A 26,208-nucleotide genomic window follows, 5' to 3' on the forward strand; every position below is an offset into this window, starting at 1 on the left:
CTGTGCGGCCTGAATCCAGCTCGCCGGCGCTGCTCTACTGCTTCCCGCACGCCGGGGCGACCTCGCTGGTCTACCGGGGCTGGCAGTCGCTGGGCGAGCCGCACATGTCGGTCCGGGGCGTGGACGCGCCCGGCCGGGGGACCCGCCGCCGGGAGCGCAGGGCCGTCGGCTTCCACGCCCTGGTGCGGGCCATGGCCGAGCACGTGGTGGCCGACCTGCTGGCCGAACGGGAGAGAACGGCCGACCTGCGCTGGGCGACCTTCGGCCACAGCTTCGGAGCGACGATGAGCCTGGCGGTGGCCGCCGCGGTGGCCCGCCAGGTGGGTGTGCCGCCCGTCCGGGCCGTGCTGTCCGGGGCGGTGCCGCCCCGGCTCCAGCGGCCCGGCGCGCTGCTCGCCTCAGTGCCCGACGAGGAACTGCTCGCCCGGACCGCCGCCGACGGCGGCACGCCGCCCGCGGTGCTGGCCGACCCGACGATGAGCCGCATCCTGCTGCGGATGCTCCGCGAGGACGACGCCGTGCGGACCGAGTTCGCGCAGGAGGCCGCCGGACTGCGGGTGGACTTCCCGCTCACCCTGATCGCCGCCCGGGAGGACGTGCACGCCCCGCCGGAGACGGTCTGGCCGTGGTCCGCGCACAGCTCGGCCCCGACCCGCCGGGTCGAGATCGAGGGCGGCCACTTCGCGGCCGTGCAGCACCCCAAGGAAACCCTGACGACCATCGCCGACGACACCGACCCAGGGGAGAGGTGACCGCATGGCCCGCAAGCGGTACGAGGCGGAGCACGAGCAGTTCCGGGACGCGTGCCGGGAGTTCCTGAGCCGGGAGGTGGTGCCGTACCACGCCCAGTGGGAGCGGGACGGCATCGCCGACCGCGAGGTGTGGCGCAAGGCCGGGAAGGCCGGGCTGCTCGGCATCGGCGTGGACCCCGAGTACGGCGGGGGCGGCGAGCCCGACTTCCGCTACCCGGCGGTGTTCGCGCAGGAGATCATGTGGGCCCGGGCGACGGCGCCGACCTTCGTGGCGCACAACGACGTCATCGCCGGCTACCTGGCCGAGCGGACCACCGAGGAGCAGCGCAGGCGGTGGCTGCCGGGGTTGTGCTCGGGCGAGCTGATCGCGGCGATCGCGATGAGCGAGCCCGACGCGGGCTCCAACGTCGCCGACATCCGCACCACCGCCTTCCGCGACGGGGACGGCTACGTCCTCAACGGGCAGAAGACGTTCATCACCAACGGTGAGCACGCCGATGTCGTCGTGGTCGCCGCCAAGACCGCCCCCGAGCGCGGCGCCCAGGGGATCAGCCTGCTGGTGGTGGAGCGCGGCACGCCGGGCTTCACCCGCGGCCGCCGGATGGAGAAGCTCGGCTGGCACGCCAGCGACACCTGCGAGCTGTTCTTCGACGACTGCCGGGTGCCGGCCGAGAACCTGATCGGCAAGGAGAACGCAGGGCTGGCCTATCTGATGGCCGGGCTGCCACGGGAGCGGCTGAGCATCGCGACCGTGGCCCTGGGCGCGGTCGAGCGGATGCTGACGGACACGCTGGAGTACGCGAAGACCCGGGAGGTGTTCGGCCAGACCATCGGCGGCTTCCAGCACAACCGCTTCCAGCTCGCCACGATGGACACCGAACTGACCATCGCCCAGGTCTTCCTGGACCACTGCATCACCCAACTCAACGCCGGGCGGCTGTCCGTGACGGACGCTGCGAAGGCGAAGTGGTGGACCACGGAGTTGCAGGTGGACATCGCCGGTCGGTGCCTGCAGATCCACGGCGGCTTCGGCTACCTGAAGGAGAGCGCGATCTCCCGGGAGTGGGCCAACAGCCGGGTGCAGACGATCTACGGCGGGACGACGGAGGTGATGAAGGAGCTGATCGGCCGGTCCCTCGGTCTCTGACGTCACGGCACCGCCCGTCGCACTCCGGCGGGCGGTGCCAACACGGCATCTGTGGTTGCGAGTTCGGGGGCAGCGCGATGTAATGGCGGCATGACGCAGCCCCCGACCATAGCCCAGGCCCTGTCCGAGGTCGGCCCCCGGCTCAAGTGGCTGCGCACCGCCCGCGGTGTCACCCTGGCCGCGCTGTCGGAGGCCACCGGGATCTCCAAGAGCACGCTGTCGCGGCTGGAGGCGGGCCAGCGCCGCCCCAGTCTGGAACTGCTGCTGCCCATCGCCCAGGCCCACCAGGTTCCCCTCGACGAGCTGGTCGGCGCCCCGGAGGTGGGCGATCCGCGCGTCCGGCTGAAGCCGCACCGGGTGAACGGCAACACCGTGCTGCCGCTGACCCGTCAGCCCGGCCCGCTGCAGAGCTACAAGATGATCCTGCCGACCCGCCGCACCACCCCGGAGCTGTGCACCCACGAGGGGCACGAGTGGCTGTACGTGCTCTCCGGGCGGCTGCGGCTCATCCTGGCCGACCACGACGTGGTGCTCGGCCCCGGCGAGGTGGCCGAGTTCGACACCCGGCTGCCGCACTGGTTCGGCAGCACCGGCGAGGGCCCGGTCGAACTGCTGAGCCTCTTCGGTCGCCAGGGCGAGCGCATGCACGTGCGCGCCCGTCCGACAGCGCGCACGCCCGCCTCCGGCGGCTGAGCCGGGACGGGCGGGCGGATCGAGGCGTGGCCGGGCGCGGGTGGGGTCAGCCGCCGGAGGCGGGCGACACGGACCGGTACGCCGCGAGGGCCTGCTCGACCTCCTCGTCGACCAGGTCGTGGTTGAGTGCGAAGGCGGCGGCGGCCCCCATGCCGGCCGCGGTGACGGCCTGGGCGCGCGGGTCCACCACGTTGCCGACGGCCCACAGGCCGGGGCGGGTCGTGCGGCCGGCCCGGTCGGTGACGAGCCAGCCGGCGTCGTCCTTCTCGCAGCCGAGGCCGTCGAAGGGCGCGTCGTTGGGGGTCATCCGGGGGAATACGAACACCGCGGCGCACTCCAAGGTCCGCCCGTCGGCGAGCTCCACCGCGTGCAGCCGCTCGTCCTTGGTGAGCAGGCAGGACACCGGCCCCTCGGCCACCTTCACCCCGCGTGCGTCCAGGCGCTCCCGCTCCTCGTCGCTGAGCGGCTGGGTGTGCGGGACGTACACGACGTCGTGCGACCACTGGCGCAGCAGCAGCGCCTGCCCGGCGGACGCCGGGTGGACACCCAGCACGACGAGCGGCTGGTCGCGCAGCTCGTAGCCGTGGCAGTACGGGCAGAAGATGACGTCCTTGCCCCACTGCGCGCGCAGGCCCGGGATGTCGGGCAGTTCGTCGCGCAGCCCCGCGGCGAGGACGACGTGGCGGGCCTCCAGCGTCGCGCCGCCGACCAGCCGGACCAGGTACCCGCCGACCTCGCGGGCGTCCACCTGGTCCACCTGACCATTGATCAGTACGGCGCCGTACCGGGAGATCTCGGCGCGGCCGGTCTCCAGCACTGTGAGCGGCGGGACCCCGTCACGGGAGAGGAAGCTGTGCATGTGGGCCGAGGGAGCGTTGCGGGGCTCCCCGGCGTCGATGACGGCGACGCTCCGGCGGGCCCGGGAGAGCACGAGCGCGGCGTTCAGTCCACCCGCTCCGCCGCCTATCACGATGACGTCGTACGAGGTTCGGTCGGTTGTGTCGTTGATTGCGCCAGTCATGGCGATCACCTCCGCCGCAAGCGTGCGGCTGAGGGGACGTCACGAGCAATTTTTGTTGCCGTTTCCGGAACACTCGACTCTCGACGTTCTCGTCGATCGTCGTGTGGGCCGCTCGGGTGAGTGACGTGGCGTCAGCTGGCCGCTTCGGCCGGCGAGAGCAGAGACGCACCGGCGGTGCTCGCGTGGCCTCCGGGGAGGGCCCCGCCGATGCTTCCGGGGGGTCGAGCTCGCGGCCGGTCACGCCGTGATGGCGCTGTGTCGCGGCCGGTTCGCGCCCCGTCAGGGAACGGTTGCCGAACTGAGCATTCGGGTGCGGGCGGTGTGCGGCGCCCGCTCGATCGCCGGATCGGGGGTCGCCGTCACGGATCATCCGGTTGACGAGGGCTGTGCGCAGACGCCCGGGTCCTCGGCACCCGGCTCAGCGGCCGGACGGGGCGAAGCGCAGGGCCAGGGCCGGGCACTGGTTGACCGCCCGTTTGGCGGACAGCGTCAGCCAGGCCGGCACGGGTCCCTCACTGACCACCGGGAAGCCGTACCGGTCGAGCGTGAACAGCTCCGGGGCGATGTCGGCGCACAGCCCGTGCCCGTCGCACAGCGCCCAGTCCACCTTCAGGCTCACCCGGCCGACCTCGGCGGCGCCGGGGTCCGGGCTCCAGGGCACGGTCGGCAGCACTCCGCGCACCCGCCGTCCGCAGCCGGCGCGCTCGGTGTGCGCGCCGACGTCCTCGGCGAAGGCGGTGAGCGCGGACCGGACGAACCCGGCGGAACCGTCGGGGTGGGAGCAGGCACCCTGTCCCACCACCGCGGCGGCCAGCCGGCGGACCTCCTCCGCCGCACGGGCGCCGCCGGCCACCACCGCGCCGAAGGCCCGCGCCAGCTCGGGCAGTCCGCGCCGGCAGGGGCCGCACTGGCCGGCCGACTCCGCGGCCAGCCACTGGACGATCCGGTGCGCCTCGCCCAGCGGGCAGGTGTCCTCGGGCAGCGGGATGACGACACCGGCGCCGAAAGTGCCGCCGGCCTGCCGCATCCCGGCCCGGGAGCAGGGAGCGGACACCGCCGACGCCGCGTCCAGGAACATGCCGTGGTAACCGCCGACCAGCACTCCTTGGCCCGGCCCGGTCCCGCAGGCGTCCAGCACCGCACCGAGTGGGGTCCCGGCGGGGGCTTCCACCACCACGGGCCGCCGGGCGCCCGCCCGGTTGACGGTGAGCAGCACCGTACCGGGCTCGGCCTCGGGGCCGACGGCGCAGTACGCCTCCGCTCCGATCCGGGCGGCGATGGCCAGTTGGGCGTACGTCTCGGCGTTGGAGAGCAGCGTCGGCAGCCCGTCGACGCCGCCGATCCCGCCGTCGGAGGAGCGGACCTTGCGGCTCGGTGGCAGGGCGACCAGCCCGTTGATGCCGCGGATCAGCGAACCGGACTCGCCGGAGACGAAGCGGGCGGGCTGCTGCACGACCCGGATCGGCAGCCGGGCACGGCGTTCCGCGACCGCCGCGGGCATCGAGGTGACGCCCGGGCCGCCCTCGTCCACACCGACGGCCACGCTCTCGGCGCGTAGTGCCCCGCCGACCAGCAGCGCACCGTCCAGGACGAGGTGCGGGGCGCGGGCGAGCAGCATCCGGTCCTTGGCGCTGCCCGGCTCGCCCTCGGTGGCGTTGACCACGACGGCCGCCGGCCGGCGCCGGCGCCGGGTGGCGTCGATCACCGCCTGAAGCTTGCGGGCGAAGGGGAAGGCGGCGCCGCCCTTCCCGGTGAGCCCGATCCGCTGGGCGAGGTCGACCAGCCCCGACGCGTCGTACCGGGGCAGCGGCCCGTGGACGGTGAGATGGGCCTCGTAGCCCATCCGGATGTACTGGTCGAGTCCGGCGGTGAGCCTGGGCGGCCCCATCCGGATGACCTCCGGGACGTCCGCGGTGTCAGCCGTCATCGGTTCTGCCAGGAGTCGACGGTGTACCCGGAGGACTGCGGCTGGGTGGGCTGGGACCAGTAGCCGGGGGTGGGCTGGGACCAGTGGCCGGGGGTGGGCCAGGACGCCACCGCGGACGGGAACTGCGGGCCGGCGTCGAGGACTTGCGGGTACCCGGGCTGGCCGGTGAACGCCTGGGACGGATACTGCTGGGCGTACAGCTGCTGGGTGTACTCGGCCTGCTGTTGCTGTTGCTGCTGCTGGAACGCCATCTGCTCGGCGAGGTATTGCTGACGGCCGGCGTCGAGCATCGCGTTGAGTTCACCGGTGTCCCAGGCGACCGTCGTGAACTGGGGCTGGTACTGCGGCTGTTGTTGCTGTGGGAACGCCGCCTGCTCGGCCAGGTACTGCTGACGGCCGGCGTCCAGTAGGGCGTTCAGCTCACCGGTGTCCCACTGCCCGGCGGCTGCGTCCACGGGCAGCTGGGCGGATACAGTGGCAGCCGCGACGGGTTCCGGTGTCACCTCCGGTTGGGCGTCCGGGAGTTCCACGTCCAGCGCCAGCAGCGCCGAGGACTCGCCGAAGACGGGCAGCTGGTCACCGAGTGGCGGGTAGCCCGCCTCCTCGCCGGGGCCGATCAGGTCCACGGCCATCAGGCGGCGGTTGGCGTTGACGCCGGTGGTGTTGCGCCCGGCTCCGTGCAGGAACTTGATGAGCAGTACGAGCGCCACCACGGCCATGTTGACACCGTACGACCACACGACCCAGCCCTTGGCCGGCCGCCCGGCCTCCAGCCCGTGCGCGAGGGCGAGCGGCCACGAGGCGTAGGCGACCCAGTGCAGCGGTCGCCAGAGCCGGGTGAGGCGGGGGTTGTTGGCGAAGTGGCCGCGGAGCGCGCCGGTCACCGCGGCCAGGACCAGCAACTCTCCGGCGATGGTGCCGACGCCGACCGCGAAGCTGGTGCCGGAAGCGAACGGCATCACGGCCGCCGCCGGAGCGGCGTGCCCCTCGGCGACCTTGTTGCCGATGTGGATCACCAGCGTCACCACCGCCGCCGTGGACACGGCCCGGTGCAGCGCCTGCACGACCACCCGGTGACGCGGCGTCATCAGTCGTCGTTCGGCCGCCAGCAGGCCGAGTGTGACACTGCCGCTGAGGGCCATCAGCGTCAGCACACCGAAGAAGAAGTCGACGAACCGGTGCACCGCCTCCGTGCCGCTGCGGTTGTGCGCCGTCGCCGGGAGCTGGAGCGCCTGCAGCACCGTGGCGACCACGCCGAGCACCACCACCACGGCGACGACCAGGACCGGGACCGGCGGCTTCGGCAGCTCCGGTGCCGTGCCGGCGGCCGCCGCGCGAAGTCGCGCCGCGGTGTTCCGCGGGGACCGGCGGCGTGGCCTTGTCGAACTCTTCAAGGTCTCTCCTTGTCCAGGAATGGTGGTGGCCCGACAGTCGACGCGGACCGGGTGTCCACGAGCGTGGGTTCCTGATGTCACCGCAGACGGCATCAGGACCCGGGGCACCGAGGGGAGTTGCAAGGGGACCGGCAGCCTGAATGGCGAGGCTCCTTCGGCGGCCGGCGGGGCGCGGCCTACCAGTGGCTGCCGTAGACCGGCGTGGGGTCACCGTCCGTCGCGGTCGGCATGCCGGTGGGCGGGTCGGTGGGCGGGTCGGTCGGCCCGGATGTCGGCATTCCGGTCGGCATGCCGCTCGAACCGGTGGTCGGCCCCACGGTCGGCATGCCGGTCGGCTTGGTGGTCGGCTTGGTGGGGGGCATCCTGCTCGGCTTCGAGGTCGGCATGTCGGTCGGTTCGGTGGTGGGCTTCCCGGTCGGCATACCGGTGGGGCCGGATGTCGGCGTGCCCGACGGCGCGCCGACCGGCATCGAGGTCGGCACGTCGGTCGTGCTGACCGACGGCGCGGGAGCGGCAGGAGGAGCCGCCGTCGGGAGGGCGGGAACGCACGCTGCAGCGAGCAGCGACGTCCCGGCGGCGAGGAGGCCGTACGAAACCGGCCTGTGGCCGGACATTCGGCCGCCACCGCTGCGGAGACGGAGAGGGGAAGTCCGGAACGGGAGTTTCATCTGATCTCCTTCGTGGATACCCCCAAGCTTCAGCTGGGGGAGGAAACGAATGCTCCTGCGTAGCGGGACAGGGAAAGCCAGACCGCTGCCTGGGCGGTATGGCGTCTCGGTAGGTGAATCACCCGCACCAGGCCGCAAGTTCGCGGTTCCTTGTGATCCGTGCAGGCCGTTCACGTGAAGCGGGCGTACAAGTTCCGCTTCTATCCGACCGATGCGCAGGGGGTGCGGCAGGCGGCGGAGCCGGGCGAACCGGCCAAGGGATGAGCGGCGAGCTGCGCCCCCAACGGCCGGGCAGCCGGTGACGGATCCGGCCGGGCGTCAAGAGAGCGTCCGCGACGGCCAGGGGAGAGCAGTCCCGGCGCACCGTCGTCCGAAGCGGCACTCACGGGTGCCGCTGATCGGCGGCCATGGGCCTCGTGGTCATCCAGCGGCGGCCAGCGGGAAGGGGGGCTTGTCGTCGGTCTGCGCCGGAGCGGCTGCCTGCCGCACCGGAGACTGGGCCGGCGCGACGGCCGCGGGCCGGACCGGCGTACCGCTCTCCAGTGACGCGGGCGCGGCCGGCTTGCCCACCGTGGCCGGTGCCTGGCGAGGAGGTTCCACGGCCGCGCCGGGCAGCGGCGTCGCCGGCGTGCTGCCTTTGACGGTGCTGGCGGCGCCGTGGGCCGGAGCCACCGGGCGGAAACGGGAGGCCAGTTGGTGGCTCACCGCTTCGTCGAGAGTGACTGGCCGCTTCACCTCACTGGCCAGCTTGGAGGCATGGAGTCCGAGTTCGGCGACGTGTTCCCAGTCGAGGCGGATCACGAGGCGCAGCTCGGCGCCTCCGTCGGGGGCGGCTGTGACAGTGGGGATGGTCATGTCGTTCACGAGTGCTCCTTGCGGTGCGGGTCGTGGCGAGGACGCGCGTCGGCAGATGATCGGGTTCACCGGTCCGGAGTGCGCCGGCGTGGGCCCGGACGCCGGCTGCCGGCGGGCCGCGTGATGGCGCGGGCGGGTGACGTGAGCCCGGTGCGGTGATGCCCGTGCCGGGCTGGGTGTGAAGACAGTACGGCCTTCCGGTCCGTCGAAACACCGTCACCGCGGAGTTTTCGAATCCGCTAAGGGAGCGCTCATCCCGGGCTTAGACGGTACCGTCCGGGTCGCGCCCAGTACCGCGGTGGCGCGGCCAACTCCCTTGCAGATATGAGGCATTGGAAAATCCGGTGCCGTGCGGCCGGCGCGGACCTCCTGGTCCGCACCGGCCGTGTCGCACCTGAGGTCGACCGCCGGGATCCGGCATGCCCCCGTGCGAGTGCCGGCCAGGTCGCCGGCACGTCGGGCCGGGACCGCGACGACCGGGCCGTCCCGTTCAGTGACGGGCGGCGAGCAGTCCGTCGGCCAGCCGGTCGGACACCGGGGCGCCCCAGCCGGTGACCTGGTCGTAGCCGGTCTTGGCCCGGAAGTCCTGGTTGCCACCGGAGGTCACGTCATGGAACGCCGACCCGTAGCTGCCGGAGCGGGCCAGTGCGTACAGCTTCGGGTTCACCTCGCCGAGCACTGCCTGGCCTGCGGCCTTGGCCTTCTGGTTGTAGAGCGCGGTGAAGCCGGACCACAGCGGAGCGGCCGCCGAGGTGCCGCCGAAGATCTGCCAGCTCGGGCCGGACTGCCCCTGGGTGAAGATCGCGAACCCGCTGTTGGGATCGGCGTCGGAGGCGACGTCCGGTACGGTGCGCCCGGTGGCGTTGACGCCGGTGCCGCTCTGCCAACTCGGTTTGGCGAAGACCTTGGAGGTGCCGCCACCCGAGGTGCTCCAGGCTCGCTCGGCGGAGTACGCGTTGCCGTTCACCTTGAGGTTGGTGCCGCCGACACCGGTGTTGTACGGGCTCGAGGCCGGATAGTCGACCGCCGCCACGCCGGGGCCGCGGGCAGAGCGGGTGCAGTCGCGCGAGCCGTCGTCGCCGGAGGCGGAGAAGATGCTGATGCCCTGGGCGGCGGCCTGCTTGAAGGAGTTGTTCACGGCGGTCATGATCGAGGTGGTGGTGTCCGGCTCGCAGGAGCCCCAGGAGATGGAGATGACCGAGGCCTTGTTGTCCGCGACGATCTTGGCGGCCATGTCGACCTCGCCCCGGTCGCTGTTGGGTGCCTCGTAGATCAGTTGCTGGGCCTTGGGGGCGACACCGCGCACGATCTCGCTGTCCAGCTCGACCTCGCCCTGTCCCTCGCCGGGACGGGCGTCGTAGTTGGCGCCGTCGACCGAGACGGTCCGTACGGCCGGGCCGGACAGTCCGAACTTGCGGTCGTACGTGGTCAGATCGGACGAGCGGTAGCCGTCGAACTCCCAGAGGGCGACCGTGGTGCCGGCGCCGTTCGTGCCGAGCCTGTCGAGGTCGTAGGCGCCGTTGTACTGGGCCGGGCCGTAACCCCTCGGGGTGGCGGCCGGGGTCGAGGCGTCCGGCTTGGCGATTCGGGTGGTGCGATTGGTGTGGTCGTCCAGCCCGACGACCCCGGCGACGACGCCGGCCAGCTCGGACGGCACCGATGCGGGGGTGTCGTTGGCGTAGAAGGTCCGGTGCTGCGCACCGTCGACGTACCTGCTCTCGTGGGTCCCGAAGGCCGCGGCTATCCGGTCGGCCGTGCCTCCGACGTTGACCACCTGCCGGTTGGCGCTCACCCCGGTCACGGTCAGGCCCTGGGCCCTGAGGAAGCGGGTGACCTTGTCCACGTCGTCCTGGGTCGGACCGTATTCGGCCGTGAACTGGTCCGGCGTCAGGTACTTTCCGTACAGCGGATCACCCGGGGTCGAGACCGCGGTGAGGAACCGGTCGAGGGCGGCGGTGTTGCGCAGCTTGAGATTGACCGAGACCGCGAGCTGCTGGGCGGCGGTGAGGGCGCCCTGCTTCTGGGAATGGGACACGGCCGGGGACATGGTGTCCGGCAAGGCCGTTCGGGCGGCCGCAGCCTGCGGAGTCAGCGAGGCATTGGCACTCAGCGAGACGGCGGCCAGCGACACCACGGCCAGGGCGGCGGACAGGGCGAACGATCGGGATCGCACAGACTCCTCCGGAGGGCAGGGAACGTTCCGGGTTCGAGAACGTGCGGAAGAGCCTTGCAGAAAACCTTTTAAAGGAGGCTTAGGTCCGGTTTATCGTCAGGTGATGACAAATCACATTCCCTTAACTGCAGGCCTCCTGAGAATTTGAGCCGGGAAGACCAGGGCGCGCCACCGGGTTTCCGGATCTTCCCGGCCGAGCGTCGAGCGGACTCGGACACGGTCGCTAAGCTCTGGCCGATGAGAACTCGAGTCATTCGCGGTTCGCGACGGCGGGTCCGTCGTCCGGGGTTCGGACTCGGTGTCGCGGATCGCGGCCGATTTCCGGGACACGGTGAACCCCGTGGATTCCTCGGCGGGAGGTCCACCACGCGCTTCGCCGCCGCCGGTGTTCCGGTCGTGCCGGGGTCACGTGCCGCTCGGGGACGGGCCGAGCGGCGCAGGGCCGCGCGGCGCGCGGCGCGCCGGAGGAAACGCTCCCGGCTGCGTGAGCTTCCGCTGATCGCGCTGGTGGCACTGGTGCTGGCCCTGCTGCTGAAGACCTTCCTGACGCAGGTGTTCGTGATTCCCTCCGGTTCGATGCAGAACACGCTCGGCATCGGCGACCGGGTCGTGGTCGACAAGCTCACCCCGTGGTTCGGCGGCCAGCCGCACCGCGGTGACGTGGTGGTGTTCAGGGATCCCGGCGGCTGGCTGGAGGCCGGTCGGCAGAACGCCTCGGACGGACCGGTACTGCACGGGGTGAAGACGGCCTTCTCCTTCATCGGCCTGCTGCCCTCCGACGACAGGCAGGACCTGATCAAGCGGGTGATCGGGGTCGGCGGCGACACCGTGGCCTGCTGTGACGACCACGGCAGGATCACCGTCAACGGCATCGCGGTGAACGAGCCCTACCTCGCACCGGGCAACGCGCCTTCTCAACAGTCCTTCGACGTAACGGTGCCCGCGGGACGGCTCTGGGTGATGGGCGACCACCGCGACGTGTCCGCCGACTCGCGCTTCCACATGCGGAATCCGGGCCGGGGAACCATTCCACTGACGAGCGTGGTGGGCCGAGCGGTCGCGATCGTCTGGCCTCTCTCGCGGATCCGGCACCTGGATGCACCGGCTGGGCCGCCCGCACTGCCGACCTCCGAAGGCCATGGGCCCGGTCGGCCGTCGCCCGGTCTCGACCCGCTCCCGGTACGGTCCCCGACCGCTCTGAGCGCGTTGGGCGTCCTCGTGTTCCCGGTCCGGCGACGACGGGGTGCGACCGGCGCGATCCGGTCGACTGCGGGGTGCGCGGCGGAACCACCCGGCTGCCGCATCGGGCCGTCGACCGGGCAGGCCGGCCAGGGGAGAGGTGGCGAGCGGTACGGCACCGGCCGACGTACTGGTTGAGCGGATCCTTAGGTGACTTTTAGGGGATCTCGCAGCCGGCGGTCCCGGCCCTCCGCACCTCCTACGATCGAACACATCGACGTTCGAGGCAGGTTGAGACCCCTGCTCCACCTGCGGCCCCGAAGCGGACTTCCGAGTGAACCCGAGCACCGGTCCGCGAGCGGCACTTCCCGACGGCCCCTGACCCACCGTCACGGCGCCTTTGTCAGAGGACCTCACATGACCCCACCGTCAGCTCGTCATCGCTCCGGCGGCCGAAGCCGCCGGGTGACCAGGCTCAGCATCGGCCTCGCCGGTGTACTCAGCGCCGGCGTCGCCCTCCTCGGCGTGTCCTTCGCCGCCACCACGCCTACCGCGCCGCACGCCGACGCACCGACCCAGCCCAACCCGAACTGCACCCTCAAGGTTCCGGCCAACCCGCTCACCGCCCAAGGCCTGGCCACGCCCTACACGTTGGTGGCGACCGATCCGGCCCAGGGCGCCTGCCACGAGTCCAACGCCAACCAGTCGGCGTTCGTCCAGGCGACCGTCCTCGACCCGGCCACCGGCGCGATCTCCGTCTACAGCCCCCTGGTCATCGACAGGGGAACCGCCCCCGCCGTGGCACCCGTCGTGCCGACCCTGCCGGCGAACGCCGTGGTCGGCATCTGGTTCGGCTACAACGGCAACGTCCTGTCCCTGGCCGGCCGCACCGCCTCCGGGAAGTGCGTGGGCGGCACCCCGGGCGGGCAGCCCTTCGGCCAGTTCGCGTACTGCAACGCGCCCGCCTTCTTCACCGCCGCCAACGCCGCGGAAGCAGCGGGCAAGCTCACCGTCCCGCCCCTGGGCACCGCCCGGGACGGCAGGCCCTGCCCGACCACTCGTGACTTCGGCGTGGTCGACCAGGACCAGAGCGACAACGTCACCACCGAGTACCTGTCCACCGCACAGGGCACGACCGCCCAGAGGACCGCGAAGAACCTCGCCGCCCTGCGAGGCGGAGCGACGATGCAACCCGCCGCGCTGCTCAACGGCAGCGACAACCTGCTGCTCGACAACTTCGTCGACCCGGCACTGGGTTGCACCCCGTGGAAGGCCCCCGATCTCGCCGACCCCGGCAGCAAGGTCACCTCACTCGCGCTCAACGAGCTCCAGGCCGCCAAGTACCAGGCGGCGCCCGTCGCGATCGTTCCGCTCAGCGACCCCATGGTCAACGAGAACAACCAGCAGAACCGGAACAAGACCAACCTCTACCGCGCGGGCGTGGACCAGCCCGCACTCAGCGCCGCCGCCAACGGCGACCCGACGGCCTACTGCACCAACCTCACCACACGCGGTGCCCAACGCATCAACCTCGACAAGCAGTTCACCGCCGCCGTCGCCTCACCCCAGGACGGCCAGAACCTCTTCGACTTCCTCACCCAGCGCTTCGCCGCCTCCCTCACCAATCTCGGCTGCCAGCAGGCAACACCGACTCCCACACCGACCGCCACCAGCCCCACCCCGACCACCAGGCCCACCGCCACCCCGACCGGCAAGCCGACCCCCAGCCGGCCGTCCGGTGCCTGCTCCCCGGCGCAGTTGCTCGGCAATCCCGGCTTCGAGACCGGCGAGGCCGCGCCATGGACGGCCAGCGACGCCGTGATCGACGATGCCGAGGGGATGCAGCCCCGCTCGGGCAACTGGGAGGCCTGGTTGGACGGTTACCGCTCCCGCCACACCGACACCCTCTCACAGCAGGTGACCATTCCGGCGGGCTGCAGGGCCAGCCTCGGCTTCTGGCTGCACGTCGCCAGCAACAACCCGTCCACCGGCGCCGACACCCTTACCGTCAAGGCCAACTCGACCACCCTGGCCACCTACTCCAACCGGGACACGGCCGACGGATATGTGCACAAGACCCTGGATCTCTCGGCCTTCGCAGGTCAGAAGGTGACGATCACCTTCACCGGCATCGAGGCCACGGGCGCCGAGTGGACCAGCTTCGTGATCGACGACACCGCGCTCAACGTCTCCTGACCACTCCGGCGGGCATCAGGACGAGGAGCCTGGGGGATGCACCGGCGAGGCCCGGCCAGGCCGGCCGACCAGCCGGGCACCACGCCGTCCGGGCACCGACCCCGGCGGGCGCGGAATCCAGCTGCGCCCGCCGGCCCGTACGCGGCCGGAGGTCGGAACCAACCCTCACCGCCGACCGATTCCGCCCCCCCTGAACGTCCGTTAAGGAACTGCTAATACTCGCCTAAGCTTCCCCAAATCCTGTCCTCCGAACACCGCTGACCAGCGGAAACCAGCGATCGCCGGGGCCGTGGCCAACCGGCCGGCCCGGTGTGTCCACCCCTGCCCGCCCGCCGGTTTGAAGATGCCGTCGACCGGCTCCACCCGTCGGCTACGGTGTGCGCCATGACGTCCATCCTTGTCGTCGAGGACGACCCCGCCATTCGCACCTCCCTGATCGAGCTGCTGGCCGGCCATCAGCTGGTGGTGCGCAGCTCCCCGGACGGGTTCGGCGCGCTGCGCGAGGTCGCCCAGTGGCAGCCGGACGCGGTGGTGCTGGACCTCGGTCTGCCGGACCTGGACGGCGCCGACGCGCTGAAGATGATCCGCGGCCTGTCCCAGGTGCCGGTGCTGGTGGCGACGGCGCGGGACGACGACGCCGAGATCATCAAGCTGCTCAACGCGGGGGCGGACGACTACCTGGTCAAGCCGTTCTCCGGCGGACAGTTGCTCGCCCGGCTGACCGCCGTCCTGCGTCGCTGCGCGGGGCCGACCCACACGTTCGGGCCCGGGGGCGGCGGGGCCCCCGGTAGCGCGCCCGGTGCGGACCAGGGGCCGCTGGTGCTGGGCGAGCTGCGGATCGACCCGCTCGCCCGTACGGTTAACCTGGCCGGCCGGGAGATCGGCCTGACCCGGCGCGAGTTCGACCTGCTGGCGTTCCTGGCTCTGAACGCCGACCGGGTGGTCTCCAAGCGGCAACTGCTCGCCGAGGTGTGGCGGCAGCCGTACGTGGACGAGCAGACCGTGGACGTGCATCTGTCCTGTCTGCGCCGGAAGTTGGGCGAGCGCGCCTCCCGGCCGCGCTTCCTGCATACCGTCCGGGGCGTCGGGGTGAAGCTGGTGTCGCCCCGGTGAGATCCGTCCTCGTCATTCGGCCGCGACCGGTCCCCCGCTTGCGTGCGACGTCCCCCGCCGAGGGTGCGCAGCCCCGGACGCATCGGTGCCCACCTGTGCCGCCCGTCCTTGACCCCGGATGCGTGCGGCGCACGGTAGGGACCGCGAGGCACCGGGCGGTACGGGACACCTCAAATAGGCGGGATCACAATGGAGGTGACGTTCCGTCCGGACGGCTCCGATTCCGCGGAATACCGGCCGGAAGCCGTTCGCGAACACGGCTATGATGTGCGCCCATGATTTCCGTCCTCTCAACTACGGAGGCCTTTGCCGCCCTTGCCACACGCGGTGAGCGCGGCGCCGATCGAGATCTCCCGACGCGAAGACGCGAACCGGGAAATTCCGCTGGGATTGAGGGAATCGCCCGGCCGTGCTCGGTGACTCCCGACGCGGACGGGCATCCGCACATCCGGGACGGCGCCGACGCCGCCGTCGGCCGAAGGCCGTCCCGCGGCCCGGTGCCGGCGGTAGCCCGGTGAGGGCCACGCTCGCCACGGTCGCGCTGGTGGTGACGGTCATGGTCACCGTGTCGTTCCTCGTCCCGCTGGCCCTGCTCCTGCGCACCCAGGTCCAGACCCAGGCGATGCTGGCCGCCGAGCAGCGCGTGGCGACCGCGGTGCCGCTGCTGACACTGGCCCCGCATCAGGCCGATCTCGTCCAGGCGGTGGCCCGCACCGACACCGGACGCCAGCTCTGCATCCACCTGCCCGACGGCCGGCAGGCGGGCACCGCCCATGCCGGCACCGACCTGCTGAACCGGGCGGTGCGGGGCAGGACCGCGCTGACCGGCGGGGTTCCCGGCGGCCGGGACTATCTGCAACCCGTCCTGATCGAGCACGACCAGGTCGCCGTCGTCGAGGAATTCGTGCCCGATGCGGAGCTGAACCGAGGCCTGGACCGGGCCTGGACCGTCATGGCGCTGCTCGCCACGGTCCTGGTCATCGGATCGGTGCTGGTGGCCGACCGCCTCGGAGCCCGCGTGGTACGTGCCTCGCGCAACCTGTCCGATGCCTCGGCCGCCCTCGGCGCAGGCGACCTCGACATCAGGGTCGAGCCCACCGGTCCGCCCGAGCTCAGGGCGGCCGGTCATGCCTTCAACGCCATGGCCGACCGGGTCAGGCATCTGCTGGCGACCGAGCGGGAACTGGTGGCCGACCTGTCGCACCGGCTGCGCACCCCCATGACCGCACTGCGCCTCGCAGCCGAACGGATCGGCCCCACCCCGGCCGCACCCCAGCTGTCGAAGGCGGTCGAGCAACTCGAGTCCGAACTGGACGCGATCATCGTCGCAGCCCGCACACCGCTGTCCACCAGGCCGGTCGGGGCCGAGTCCGGCGTCGCGTCACGGGGCGCGGGCACCGGACGGCTCGGCCCGGCCCCCGGCGAGCCGTGCCAGGTGTCCGACGTCGCCGGTCACCGCGTCGGCTTCTGGGCCGTCCTCGCCGAGCAACAGAGCCGGATCTGCGTCTTCGAGACGACGGACGAACCAACGCCCGTTCAACTGCCGGACGACCACGTCGCAGCCATGGTCGACGCCTTGGTGGGCAACGTGTTCCGGCACACCCCCGACGGCACCGGCTTCGCCGTCAGCGTGCAGCGGACCGCCCAGAGCGTCGTCCTGGTGGTCGAGGACAACGGGCCCGGCATCGCGGACCCGGTCGGCGCGCTGTCCCGAGGGGCCAGCGGTGCCGGATCGACCGGCCTCGGGCTGGACATCGCGCGCAGCGCGGCCGAATCGACCCGCGGGCACCTTCGCATCGGTCGCAGCGCGCTGGGTGGAGCGCGGGTGGAGGTGGACCTCGGCCTGGCCGCCGAGAACAGGCGGACCCTCGGCCGCCCGTGGCGCAACCGCCGTCGCCGAGCGCAGAAGGCGCCCGGCCGACGAGGCTGAGAAAACCGGGGCGGATCGAGGCCCGACTCCACTTCAGTGCGCGGGCCGATCAACAAGGCGGGAAAATCAATTACTGACGAAACGTCTTACAGCTCTTTCTTTCGCTGATGATTCATCATCTTCCGCCGGACGCAAGCAGACTGGTAAGTTCCCCTCCAACCGGCGTCCGCCACCGGAGGACCTGACCGCGCCGAAGTCCGGAGATCCGCCGGAACGTCCCGCCGTGAATACCGATACTCACGACGTCAGGCAAGGTGCCCCACCCACGGCACTCTCCGCCCGCCGGCGGTATCCCGGACTCACCGTTGCGCCCGGAACCGAGCAGTGAGTGTTCGACCACATGCCTGCCCGCCGGCATGGTCAGGAGTGAAGATGCCACATTCGGGGACCGTGACAATCCCTGAGGCCAGGTCCGCCGACCGGATCCCGGACAGCCGACAGTCGGACGGACCCACCGCCGCTCAGTCGACGCACCGCCACCAGGAAGCGGTACTGGCCTACGCCCGCTCGTGCTGCGCCGACCGACGTGCCGCGCAGGAGCTCGCGAACGAGGCGTGGCAGCGGGCCGGGGAAGCCGGTGACCCCGGCGTCGGCCCGGCGCTAAGCCGCCTGCGCCTGCTGGCCGAGGTGAGAAGGACGGCGGCCGGGTGGGCCGACACGGGACGTGGATCGGCGCTGAGCGCGGCCTTCACCGTCTGGCTCGCAGGTCTTCCCCAGCCAACCGAGGGGGAACCGTCGGCACGCGCGGCGCTCGCCGCGGCGGAAGCGGACTCGCTCGTTCTGCGTGCGTTCCGGAGCCTGCCCACGGCGCGGCAGGACGAGCTGTGGCAGTGCCTTGTGGACGCCGCCGCCGGGCCGTCCGCCCGCACCTCGCACGCCGGGACCGCTGCTTGGCAGAGTCTTCAGGACGAGTGTCTCAAGGTGTACGCCTCCCGGGCGCCCCAACGCGCCTGCCGACACCTGGCCGCACGGCTCGGTGACCACGTCCGGCAGGCTACCGGCAGTGAGACGCGCGACCTCGACCGCCACCTCGCCGGGTGCGACAGCTGCCGACGGGCCCGGGCGGACCTGGAAGCCATCCGCACCCGGCAGCGGCCCGCCCTGCTCAAGGCGCTGGTGCTGTGGCCCGCGGAGCCAACGGCGACGGCCCCCACCCCTGAGCGGGAGCCCGGCGACCCGAGGCCCGGCGCCCGCGACCGGAGCCGACGCCTGCCCCGACCGCCAGGCACCGGCAGGCGAACCGGCCGGCGCGTGCTGATCTCGCTCGCCGCGGTAGGTGCAGGTGTCCTGGCCGCGCTCGCCGTCGCCGGCGTGCTCCTCACCACGGTGGAAGACGCCGGAGAACACCCGCAGCCGGCCGACGCCCCGACACTGCCCGCTCCCGACAGGTCACTGCCGACCACGGGCTTCGGCGGCACGCCCCCGGAAATCAGTTCGGCGGCGATGTCCTCCGATCCGCCGGCCGCCTCCGCCTCGGCCGCCTCACCCACCGGCACCACCTCACCCATGCAACCGGCGGCCGCCACACCCACCGGCGATACCAACTCGCCCATGCAGCCGGTCGTCGCCGGGCTCCCGCTCGTCAACCACGGCTCGGGGCTCTGCGTCGGCATCACGACTGCCACACAGGCTGCCGGCCCGCTGCAGCTCCAGCAGTGCACCGGCCAGGCCACCCAGCGCTGGCAGCGAGTGCCGGCCGGTCAGGGCAGCTACCAACTGCGCAACACCGGCACCGGGGCATGTCTCGACGGCACCACGGAGGGCGGGAACAGCGTCACGGTCACCCTCCAGGCGTGCCGGTCCGATTCCGGGCGTGCCGAGCAGCTCTGGCGGTTCGCACCGGACGCACGGTCGGACACATTCCGCCTCGTGTTCCTCCCACCGGTACCCTCCAGCGACTATCCCGCGCACTTGCTGGGTCCGCAGGACTGGTCGAAGGCGGACCCGCCACACCCGGGATCGCTCCTGGTGCACCTGCCGAACTACTACAACTCCGACAACTTCCTCTTCACCATGGGGTGACCAGGCGCCCCGCCCGGTCACCGGGACGCCGGAACGCGCCGATCCTGCCGATCCTCGGCGGCGATGCAACGCGGAAAGCCCGCCGACCAGACCAGGCGCCGCCGGACCTGCCGACTGAACGGACGGCGGCGAGGGTGAGGTTGCTCCGCTTTGACGGACACTGTTGGTGTGGTGGTCAGGCGGCCAGCACGGTCTGGGGTGTGCAGGACGCGCAGTTGCTCGGCCGTGGCCATCCGGAACTGGAACAGCGCGGATGCGGCCGGACGCGCGGTGCTGGCACGCCGGAGCGCTCGGGCCGCGCTCCAACTCCTTGATGCGAGCGGCGCCAGCCAGGCATGGCGGCGAGCATCAAGTGCACTGCAGTCGAACGGAGTTGGATACCGTTCTGCTGACGGTCGGGGTCGACGATGGTGCTGTTCGAATCGCGTGTTCAAGTGGGTTTTGTTCCGGGCGAGCCTCGGTCGAGCGGGGCGTTTTCGAGCACATGCGAGGTGCGGTACGAGGTCCGCGTCGACCCGAGGTCTCAAGCCCGTGGCAACCGCCGGATCCGGCTCACCCCACAAGTCATCCCACGGCAGGACTAACGCGACTCGCCCGCAGTAGTAGCCTCTGTCAGGATTTGTCCCACGCCCATCACGGGAGGGCCAGTGATCACACGTCGCCAGTTCTCTCTGCTCAGTGCCGGCGCGGCCGCAGCCTCGCTGGCTGCCGGCCCCTCGGCGCAGGCGGCGCCGCGCAGGCGTTCGGCGGTACGCCATGTGACGCTCGTCCACGGCGCCTATGCGGACGGCTCGTCCTGGTCGAAGGTGGTTCCGCTGCTCCAGGCGGCCGGCCTGGAGGTCGTCGCCGTGCAGAACCCGCTCACCTCGTTGCAGGACGACGTCGCGGCGACCAACCGCGCGCTGGCACGTCAGGACGGTCGGACCGTCCTGGTCGCCCACTCGTACGGCGGAACGGTGATCTCCCAGGTGGGACTCGCGCCGAATGTCGCCGGGCTGGTCTACGTCGCCGCGCGGGCCCCGGAGGCCGGTGAGGACTTCACCGCCCTCGCAGCCCGGTTCCCGACTCCGCCGGTCACCCACGGGATCATCAGGTCCGGCGGGTTCCAGTGGTTGAACCGGCAGGCGTTCCTGCACGACTTCGCCAACGGCGTGCCCGAACCGGAGGCGCTCGGGCTCTACGCGGTCCAGGGAGCGCTCTCGACCGCTCCGCCGACGACGAGCGTGGCCGCGTGGCAGCACAAGCCCAGCTGGTACGCCGTCTCGAAGAAGGACCGCACCATCGACCCCGGCCTCGAGCGCTTCATGGCCGGCCGGATGCACGCGCACACCACCGAGGTGGACGCCGGACATCTGTCACTGGTCTCACACCCGGCGGACATCGCGCGGCTGATCCTGGGCGCCGCCCGGAGCTGCTGACCCGCGCCCGAGGCCCCGGTGCTCGACACCGGGGCCTCGAGCCGTCCGCACTCCCGAACGCCAGGGTGCCGGCCTTGAGGGACAACGGGTCACGGTCACCGTCGATGCGGTTCCGGAGCGCTGGGGGAACCGGCCGGACTTGGGCGGAACCGCGTACGGGTCCGACCCAGTCCGACGCCGTTGGACGCCGGCCCTCCCGGCCGTGCCTTCCTATGCGGTGAGCTGCCCGCGGTAGCGGAGCAGCGCCCGTGGGCTGTTCCAGCCGAGCACTCCCACCACGCGGCCCTCCCGGAGGTAGCGGGCGACGAACCTGCCCGCCCGCGGGTCGCCGTCGACGACTTCGACCCGGGCATCCGGGGGAGCCCAGCCGTGTATCTGGATCTTGGTGTCGTACTGGTCGGTCCAGCCGAAGGGGATCGGCGCGTACGGGGTGGCGCCGTCCGGGCCGGCGAGGAGGTTCCTGGCGGCGGCGATGGCCTGCTGGGTGGCGTTGGTGCGTTGCTCCAGGCGCACCCGGCCGCCTGCCGCCGGGTGCGGCCAGTTGGCGACGTCTCCGGCCGCGTAGACGCCGGGGGCGGCCTGGCACGTGGGATCGCAGAGCACCCCGTCGCCCAACGGGATTCCGGAGTCGGCCAGCCAGTCGGTGGCGGGCACCGAGCCTATGGCGACCACCACCACCTCGGCCGGCAGGCGAGTGCCGTCGTCGAGCACCACCGTGGTGACCAGGCCCTGCTCACCGGTCAGCTCGGCGACCCGGCGGCGCAGGTGCAGCCGGACACCCTGTCGGCGGTGCAGGTCGGCCACCAACTCGCCCATCTGTGGGCCTACTTGTCCGGCCAGTGGGGTGGCCTCGAGGTCGACCAGGTCGACGTCGAGTCCAAGACCGCGCGCGGTGGCGGCGATCTCACTGCCGAGAAAGCCGGCACCGATCACCACGGCCCTGTTCCCGGGAAGGAGTTGATCCCGTAGCGCGAGCGCGTCGCCCAGAGTGCGCAGCACGTGGACACCGGCCAGGTCGTGGCCGAAGGGCAGGCGGCGGGGACGCAGTCCGGTGGCGATGACCAGACCGTCGTAGCCGAGTCGCTCGCCGCCGGTCAGGGTCACGGTGCGGGCGAGGGGGTCCAGGCCGGCAGCCCGGCAGCCCAATCGCAGCTCCAGCCGGAGCCGTTGGAGCTCGGTCTCCGGGCGCAGGGTGGCCTCCCGGGGTTGCCATTCGCCGGCCAGCAGCTGCTTGGACAGCGGCGGCCGGTCGTAGGGCAGGTGCGGTTCCTCGCCGACCAGGGTGAGCCTGCCGGTGAATCCTTCGCGCCGCAGGGCGTCGGCCGCCGTGAGCCCGGCGGCCGACGCGCCCACCACGAGGATGTGGTCCAGAGCGGGCACTACCCGGCCACCTCGATGGCCATCGCGGGACAGCGGGCAGCGGCCTCCCTCACCCGGGCCGCCAGCTCCTGCGGCGGATCGGCGTCGAGCAGGACCACGATGCCGTCCTCCTCGCGCTGGTCGAAGACCTCGGCCGCGGCGAGCACGCACTGGCCGGCTCCCACGCACCTGTTCTCGTCTACGGTGATGTTCATCGGGGTTCGACTCCTTCCGTCTCGTCGCCTACCAGGTCACGGGCAGTTCGTGGACGCCGTAGACGACCATGTCGTCGCGCATCGGGATCTCCTCCACCGGCACCGCCAGCCGCAGGGTCGGGAACCGGTCGAACAGGGCCGTCAGGGCGGCCTTCAGCTCCACCCGGGCCAGCTGCTGCCCGAGGCACTGGTGGATACCGTGGCCGAAGGCGAGGTGCGGACGGTAGGTCCGGTGCAGGTCCAACCGGTCGGGATCGCCGGGGAACTGGGCCACGTCACGGTTGCCCGACTGGATGGCGGCGACCACGGTCGTCCCGGCCTTGATCTGCTGCCCGTTCAGCTCCAGGTCCTCGGCGGCCGTGCGGCGAATGCCGAACTGGATGACGCTGAGGTAGCGCAGCAGCTCCTCGACGGCGGCGTCCATCAGCGACGGGTCGGCGCGCAGGGCGTCCAGCTGGTCGGGGTTGCGCAGCAGGCAAAGGGTACTCAGCGCGATCATGTTGGCGGTGGTCTCGTGCCCGGCGATCAGCAGCAGCCCCCCGACGCCGACCAGCTCCTCGTCGGTGAGCCCGCCCGAACTCACCAGACCGCTGAGGATGTCGTCGCCGGGCTCGGCGCGCTTGGCGAGCACCAGGCGGTGCATGAACCGGTTCATCGCCTGCTGCGCCTGCTGGACCTCCTCGGGGCCCGCGTCGATCCGCAGCAGCATGGCCGAGTTCCGCTGGAACTCCTCCCGGTCGCTGTAGGGCACGCCGAGCAGCTCGCAGATGACCAGCGAGGGGATCGGCAGTGCGAAGGACTGGACCAGGTCGACCGGGCCCTCGGCGCCGGCCATCGCGGCCAGCCGCTCGGCCACGATCTGCTCCACGGCAGGGGCCAGCTGCTGCATCCGGCGCACGGTGAACTGGCCGGTGAGCAGCCGCCGGAACCGGGTGTGCTCCGGCGGGTCCGTCATGATGAACATCCCCGGGGCGGGCGGCGGCACCGGCGCGTCCTTCGGCACGTCCCCGCCGATCCGGATCTGCCGGCGGCGGGAGCTGAACCGCGGGTCGGAGAGGACGGCCCGTACGTCCTCGTACCGGGTGACCAGCCAGCCGGGCAGGCCGTCGGGCAGGGTCACCGATGCGACCGGCTCCTCCTCCCGTAGCGTCCGGTACTCCGGCGGCGGGTCGAACGGGCAGGTCCGCGCCATCGGCTGGGTCCTGGCGGCGGGCTCGGTTCCGGTCATGAACAGGTCCTTTCCTGCAGGTCTTCGGGCTGCGACCTCGACCAAACCCCACCCCGCTGACGTCGGCCGGTCGAGAAGCTGACGGTTGCCTGACAGTGCTGGACCCCGCAGGAACCCCCGGGCGCGGTGACGCGTTGTCAGCGCGGACACGCGATCTTGTGATGGGTACCTGCTATGCACTCCGCCTCACCGGGCCACGGCCCGTCTCTGCCCCGAGGGACCGGGCAGCGACTGCTCGTCGTGGACGACGATCCGATGGTCTCGGAACTGCTGGAGACCACCCTGGGCCTGGCCGGCTACCGGGTCGCGACCGCGAACAGCGGCGCCGCCGCCCTGCGCGCCTACCAGGCGGCGCCCTTGGACCTGCTGGTGCTGGACGTGATGCTGCCCGACCTGGACGGCTTCACCGTCTGCCGGCGGCTGATCGAGAACGGCGCAAGGATTCCCGTACTGTTCCTCACCGCACGGGACTCGGTCGAGGACCGGGTGACGGGCTTCGCCACCGGCGGCGACGACTACCTCACCAAGCCGTTCAGCCTCCCCGAACTGCTGGCCAGGGTGCACGCCCTGCTGCGCCGGACCCGTACCACGCCGGGGCGGGGCCCGGTCCTGCACTTCGCGGATCTGACCATGGACGAGCGCAGCAGGCGGGTTCACCGCGGCGACCGCCTGGTCGGCCTGTCGCCGACCGAGTACAGGCTCCTGCGCTACCTGCTGGTCAACGCCGACCACGTGGTGTCGAAGGAGCAGATCATGGACCACGTCTGGCAGCACCACTTCGGCGAGAGCGTGGTCGAGAAACTGGTCTCCCGGCTCCGGGCGAAGCTGGACGCGCAGCCGCCGGCCCTGATCCACACCGTGCGCGGCTTCGGCTACAGCCTGCGGTTACCGGGAGGCGAGTGAGATGACCACCGCCTGGCGCGGCTCGCTGCGGGCGCGGCTGATGACCGGGGTGATCCTGCTCGCGGCCCTCGGCATGGTGGCCGTCAACGCCGCCTCGCTGCTCGCCCTGCGGCTGTACCTCATCGACGCCGCCGACGCCCAGCTCACCAAGGCCCGCGCCACCGTCGAGCAGCACGTCACGGGCCGGACGACACCGATCAGCGCAGCGGACGTCAACTCCCTGATGCCCGGCGGTGCCTACGTCGTGCTGCTCGACGGGCACGGCCGGGTGGTGGCCCAGACCCCGGCGCAGGACTTCAGCGGCCGCCCCATCCCGCGTCCCGACCTGCCCGACCCGATCCCCGACGGGTACGCCCGGCACGCCGTGACGGTCTCCGGCCGGGGCGCACCCACGGTCAGGTACCGCACGCTGGTCTTCTCCGTCGGCACGCGGGCGATGCTCCGGACGGCACCCGGCGCGTCCCTGGAGCCGTTCAGCACCGTGGTGGCCGCGACCAGCCTCGGGCCCGGCGACGACGTCGTGTACTGGCTGGTCTGCGCCGACGCCGTCGCGACCCTCACCGTACTGGCGGGGATCGCCCTGGTCGGCCGAGGCGTGCTGCGGGTGAGCCTGCGCCCGCTGCGGGACATGGCCGGCACCGCCACCGCGATCGCCGACGGGGACCTCGGCCAGCGCATCCAAGTCGCCCAGCAACACAGCGAGTTGGGGGAGGTCGGCACCGCCCTCAACCGGGCCTTCGACGCGCGGCAGCGCTCCGAGGAGCGGCTGAGGCAGTTCGTGGCCGACGCCTCGCACGAGCTGCGCACCCCGCTGACCTCGATCAGAGGGTGGGCCCAACTCCATCTGCACGGACTGGCCCGTGACCCCGAACTGCTCGACCGCGCCATGCTGCGGATCGAGAGCGAGGCGGCCCGGATGCACGCCATGGTCGAGGAACTGCTGCTGCTCGCCCGGCTCGACCAGGGCCGCCCGCTGGCCAGCGCACCGGTAGACCTGGGCGCCCTGGCCGGGTACGCGGTCTGCGACACCCTCGTCCTCGACCCCGACCGCCCGATCACCCTGGACGTCCCGGGCCGCGTGATGGCCCGGGGCGACGAGGAGAGGCTGCGGCAGGTCCTGGGCAACCTGCTGAACAACGTGCTGCGGCACACACCGCCCGGCACACCGGCCGTCGTGGCGGTACGTGCGCTGCCCCACGAGGGCACGGTGGAGCTGACGGTCGCCGACGAAGGTCCCGGCATGGACGGTGAGACCGCGAGCCGTGTCTTCGAGCGCTTCTACCGGGGTGACGACTCCCGCGCCCCCGGCAGCGGGGGCACCGGCCTCGGCCTCGGCATCGTCAAGTCGATCGCCGAAGCCCACGGCGGCAAGGTCTCCGTGCGGACGGCACCGGGCGAGGGCAGCATCTTCACCTTTGTTCTCCCAGGATGCCCCGGGCTTCAGGTCGGGGAGATGGGGGTCCCCCCGCCCGGAGGGTGGGGGAGGGTCCTTGGGTCGGAGCCGTGAAGCGGCGGAGTGATTTGCGCGGCCTCGCGCGGGGACGGCTCGCCAAGTCCGTCCACGACGCCGGATGGGCGGCCTTCCGCAGGCTGCTCGAAGAGAAAGCGGCCCGGTACGGGCGCCACGTCGGCATCGTCAACCGCGCGTTCCCGTCCTCCCAGCTGTGTTCGCAGTGCGGACACAGCGACGGACCCAAGCCCCTCGCCGTACGCGAGTGGGCCTGCTCAGCGTGCGGTGTGCTGCATGACCGTGACCTCAACGCCGCTCGGAACATCCTGGCCGCCGGGCAGGCGGACAGGCTAAACGCCCCTGGAGGGCCGGTCAGTCCTGGCGTGGCGATCCCACGCCAGGCACGGCCCGTCGAACGGGGAACCCACCTCGGCGACCTGCGACCCACGGGCGTCCGTGCCGCAGGCGCGGGAGGAATCCCCCGGGTTTAGCCGGGAGAGGATGTCAACATGACCCTGCCCGCCGCGCGGTGAGCGGCGCCGGTGACGGACCGCCGGTCCGGAAC

22 protein-coding genes are annotated in these 26,208 nt (G+C 71.9%); 14 read left to right on the forward strand and 8 right to left on the reverse strand.

Annotation, left to right across the window (positions count from 1 at the left end; genetic code table 11):
* Positions 1-2 precede the first annotated feature (2 nt).
* The 3 genes from ACWDAK_RS07140 to ACWDAK_RS07150 all read left to right on the forward strand — a co-directional run bounded on the left by ACWDAK_RS07140 (position 3) and on the right by ACWDAK_RS07150 (position 2,592).
* Positions 3-752 carry a thioesterase II family protein gene (locus ACWDAK_RS07140; RefSeq protein WP_427395307.1) on the forward strand — a complete coding sequence of 250 codons (750 nt, stop codon included), beginning with the start codon at positions 3-5 and terminating at the stop codon, positions 750-752.
* Positions 753-756: 4 nt separating this feature from the next.
* A complete protein-coding gene (locus ACWDAK_RS07145; RefSeq protein ID WP_427395308.1) occupies positions 757-1,899 on the forward strand; it encodes an acyl-CoA dehydrogenase family protein in 1,143 nt (380 codons plus the stop codon).
* Between the two features lie 90 nt (positions 1,900-1,989).
* Positions 1,990-2,592 (forward strand): helix-turn-helix domain-containing protein, encoded by a 603-nt coding sequence (locus tag ACWDAK_RS07150; protein ID WP_344637271.1) that lies wholly within the window; start codon positions 1,990-1,992, stop codon positions 2,590-2,592.
* A gap of 46 nt (positions 2,593-2,638) precedes the next feature.
* Here ACWDAK_RS07150 and ACWDAK_RS07155 read toward each other — a convergent pair whose 3' ends face one another.
* The 3 genes from ACWDAK_RS07155 to ACWDAK_RS07165 all read right to left on the reverse strand — a co-directional run bounded on the left by ACWDAK_RS07155 (position 2,639) and on the right by ACWDAK_RS07165 (position 6,934).
* Positions 2,639-3,613: an NAD(P)/FAD-dependent oxidoreductase gene (locus ACWDAK_RS07155; RefSeq protein WP_344637272.1), complete on the reverse strand. Its 975-nt coding sequence runs from the start codon at positions 3,611-3,613 to the stop codon at positions 2,639-2,641.
* A 418-nt stretch (positions 3,614-4,031) separates the two neighbouring features.
* A complete protein-coding gene (locus tag ACWDAK_RS07160) occupies positions 4,032-5,540 on the reverse strand; it encodes an NADH-ubiquinone oxidoreductase-F iron-sulfur binding region domain-containing protein (RefSeq protein ID WP_427395309.1) in 1,509 nt (502 codons plus the stop codon).
* Complete coding sequence (locus tag ACWDAK_RS07165; protein WP_427395310.1) at positions 5,537-6,934, reverse strand: hypothetical protein; 1,398 nt, start codon at positions 6,932-6,934, stop codon at positions 5,537-5,539. Before ACWDAK_RS07165 ends, ACWDAK_RS07160 begins: the two co-directional genes overlap by 4 nt.
* A gap of 246 nt (positions 6,935-7,180) precedes the next feature.
* Here ACWDAK_RS07165 and ACWDAK_RS07170 point away from each other — a divergent pair, with 246 nt between their 5' ends.
* Positions 7,181-7,606 (forward strand): hypothetical protein, encoded by a 426-nt coding sequence (locus ACWDAK_RS07170; RefSeq protein ID WP_427395311.1) that lies wholly within the window; start codon positions 7,181-7,183, stop codon positions 7,604-7,606.
* 170 nt (positions 7,607-7,776) lie between these two features.
* Positions 7,777-7,866: a helix-turn-helix domain-containing protein gene (locus tag ACWDAK_RS07175; RefSeq protein ID WP_425557638.1), complete on the forward strand. Its 90-nt coding sequence runs from the start codon at positions 7,777-7,779 to the stop codon at positions 7,864-7,866.
* 156 nt (positions 7,867-8,022) lie between these two features.
* On the opposite strand, the gene ACWDAK_RS07180 is transcribed toward ACWDAK_RS07175, so the two are convergent.
* Together ACWDAK_RS07180 and ACWDAK_RS07185 are read right to left on the reverse strand one after the other, a co-directional pair.
* Positions 8,023-8,457: a hypothetical protein gene (locus ACWDAK_RS07180; protein ID WP_427395312.1), complete on the reverse strand. Its 435-nt coding sequence runs from the start codon at positions 8,455-8,457 to the stop codon at positions 8,023-8,025.
* 490 nt (positions 8,458-8,947) lie between these two features.
* Positions 8,948-10,630, reverse strand: a complete 1,683-nt coding sequence (locus ACWDAK_RS07185) for a S53 family peptidase (protein ID WP_344637276.1) — start codon at positions 10,628-10,630, stop codon at positions 8,948-8,950.
* A 507-nt stretch (positions 10,631-11,137) separates the two neighbouring features.
* Here ACWDAK_RS07185 and lepB point away from each other — a divergent pair.
* From lepB to ACWDAK_RS07215, 6 genes are all read left to right on the forward strand, one after another.
* A complete protein-coding gene (lepB, locus tag ACWDAK_RS07190; RefSeq protein WP_427395313.1) occupies positions 11,138-12,007 on the forward strand; it encodes a signal peptidase I in 870 nt (289 codons plus the stop codon).
* 267 nt (positions 12,008-12,274) lie between these two features.
* Complete coding sequence (locus ACWDAK_RS07195) at positions 12,275-14,005, forward strand: hypothetical protein (protein WP_427395314.1); 1,731 nt, start codon at positions 12,275-12,277, stop codon at positions 14,003-14,005.
* 384 nt (positions 14,006-14,389) lie between these two features.
* Positions 14,390-15,118 carry a response regulator transcription factor gene (locus ACWDAK_RS07200; protein WP_427395315.1) on the forward strand — a complete coding sequence of 243 codons (729 nt, stop codon included), beginning with the start codon at positions 14,390-14,392 and terminating at the stop codon, positions 15,116-15,118.
* Between the two features lie 514 nt (positions 15,119-15,632).
* On the forward strand, positions 15,633-17,048 hold the full coding sequence (locus ACWDAK_RS07205; protein WP_344637280.1) for a sensor histidine kinase: 1,416 nt from the start codon (positions 15,633-15,635) through the stop codon (positions 17,046-17,048).
* Between the two features lie 390 nt (positions 17,049-17,438).
* Complete coding sequence (locus tag ACWDAK_RS07210) at positions 17,439-19,070, forward strand: RICIN domain-containing protein (protein WP_427395316.1); 1,632 nt, start codon at positions 17,439-17,441, stop codon at positions 19,068-19,070.
* A 647-nt stretch (positions 19,071-19,717) separates the two neighbouring features.
* On the forward strand, positions 19,718-20,488 hold the full coding sequence (locus ACWDAK_RS07215; protein ID WP_427395317.1) for an alpha/beta hydrolase: 771 nt from the start codon (positions 19,718-19,720) through the stop codon (positions 20,486-20,488).
* 210 nt (positions 20,489-20,698) lie between these two features.
* On the opposite strand, the gene ACWDAK_RS07220 is transcribed toward ACWDAK_RS07215, so the two are convergent.
* Genes ACWDAK_RS07220 through ACWDAK_RS07230 form a run of 3 tightly spaced genes read right to left on the reverse strand, consistent with a single transcriptional unit; the run spans position 20,699 to position 23,290 of the window.
* Positions 20,699-21,859, reverse strand: a complete 1,161-nt coding sequence (locus ACWDAK_RS07220; RefSeq protein ID WP_427395325.1) for an NAD(P)/FAD-dependent oxidoreductase — start codon at positions 21,857-21,859, stop codon at positions 20,699-20,701.
* A gap of 8 nt (positions 21,860-21,867) precedes the next feature.
* The gene (locus ACWDAK_RS07225; protein ID WP_344641239.1) at positions 21,868-22,062 is read right to left on the reverse strand and encodes a ferredoxin; all 195 of its coding nucleotides are present in this window, start codon (positions 22,060-22,062) and stop codon (positions 21,868-21,870) included.
* A 28-nt stretch (positions 22,063-22,090) separates the two neighbouring features.
* Positions 22,091-23,290 (reverse strand): cytochrome P450, encoded by a 1,200-nt coding sequence (locus ACWDAK_RS07230; RefSeq protein WP_427395318.1) that lies wholly within the window; start codon positions 23,288-23,290, stop codon positions 22,091-22,093.
* A 240-nt stretch (positions 23,291-23,530) separates the two neighbouring features.
* On the opposite strand from ACWDAK_RS07230, the gene ACWDAK_RS07235 reads away from it, so the two are divergent.
* Genes ACWDAK_RS07235 through ACWDAK_RS07245 form a run of 3 tightly spaced genes read left to right on the forward strand, consistent with a single transcriptional unit; the run spans position 23,531 to position 26,134 of the window.
* The gene (locus ACWDAK_RS07235) at positions 23,531-24,193 is read left to right on the forward strand and encodes a response regulator transcription factor (RefSeq protein ID WP_344641237.1); all 663 of its coding nucleotides are present in this window, start codon (positions 23,531-23,533) and stop codon (positions 24,191-24,193) included.
* Position 24,194: 1 nt separating this feature from the next.
* A complete protein-coding gene (locus ACWDAK_RS07240) occupies positions 24,195-25,700 on the forward strand; it encodes a sensor histidine kinase (protein ID WP_344641236.1) in 1,506 nt (501 codons plus the stop codon).
* Positions 25,622-26,134: an RNA-guided endonuclease InsQ/TnpB family protein gene (locus ACWDAK_RS07245; RefSeq protein ID WP_344641235.1), complete on the forward strand. Its 513-nt coding sequence runs from the start codon at positions 25,622-25,624 to the stop codon at positions 26,132-26,134. Before ACWDAK_RS07240 ends, ACWDAK_RS07245 begins: the two co-directional genes overlap by 79 nt.
* Positions 26,135-26,208 lie beyond the last annotated feature (74 nt).

The sequence above is a fragment of the Kitasatospora sp. NPDC001175 genome, assembly GCF_053598215.1.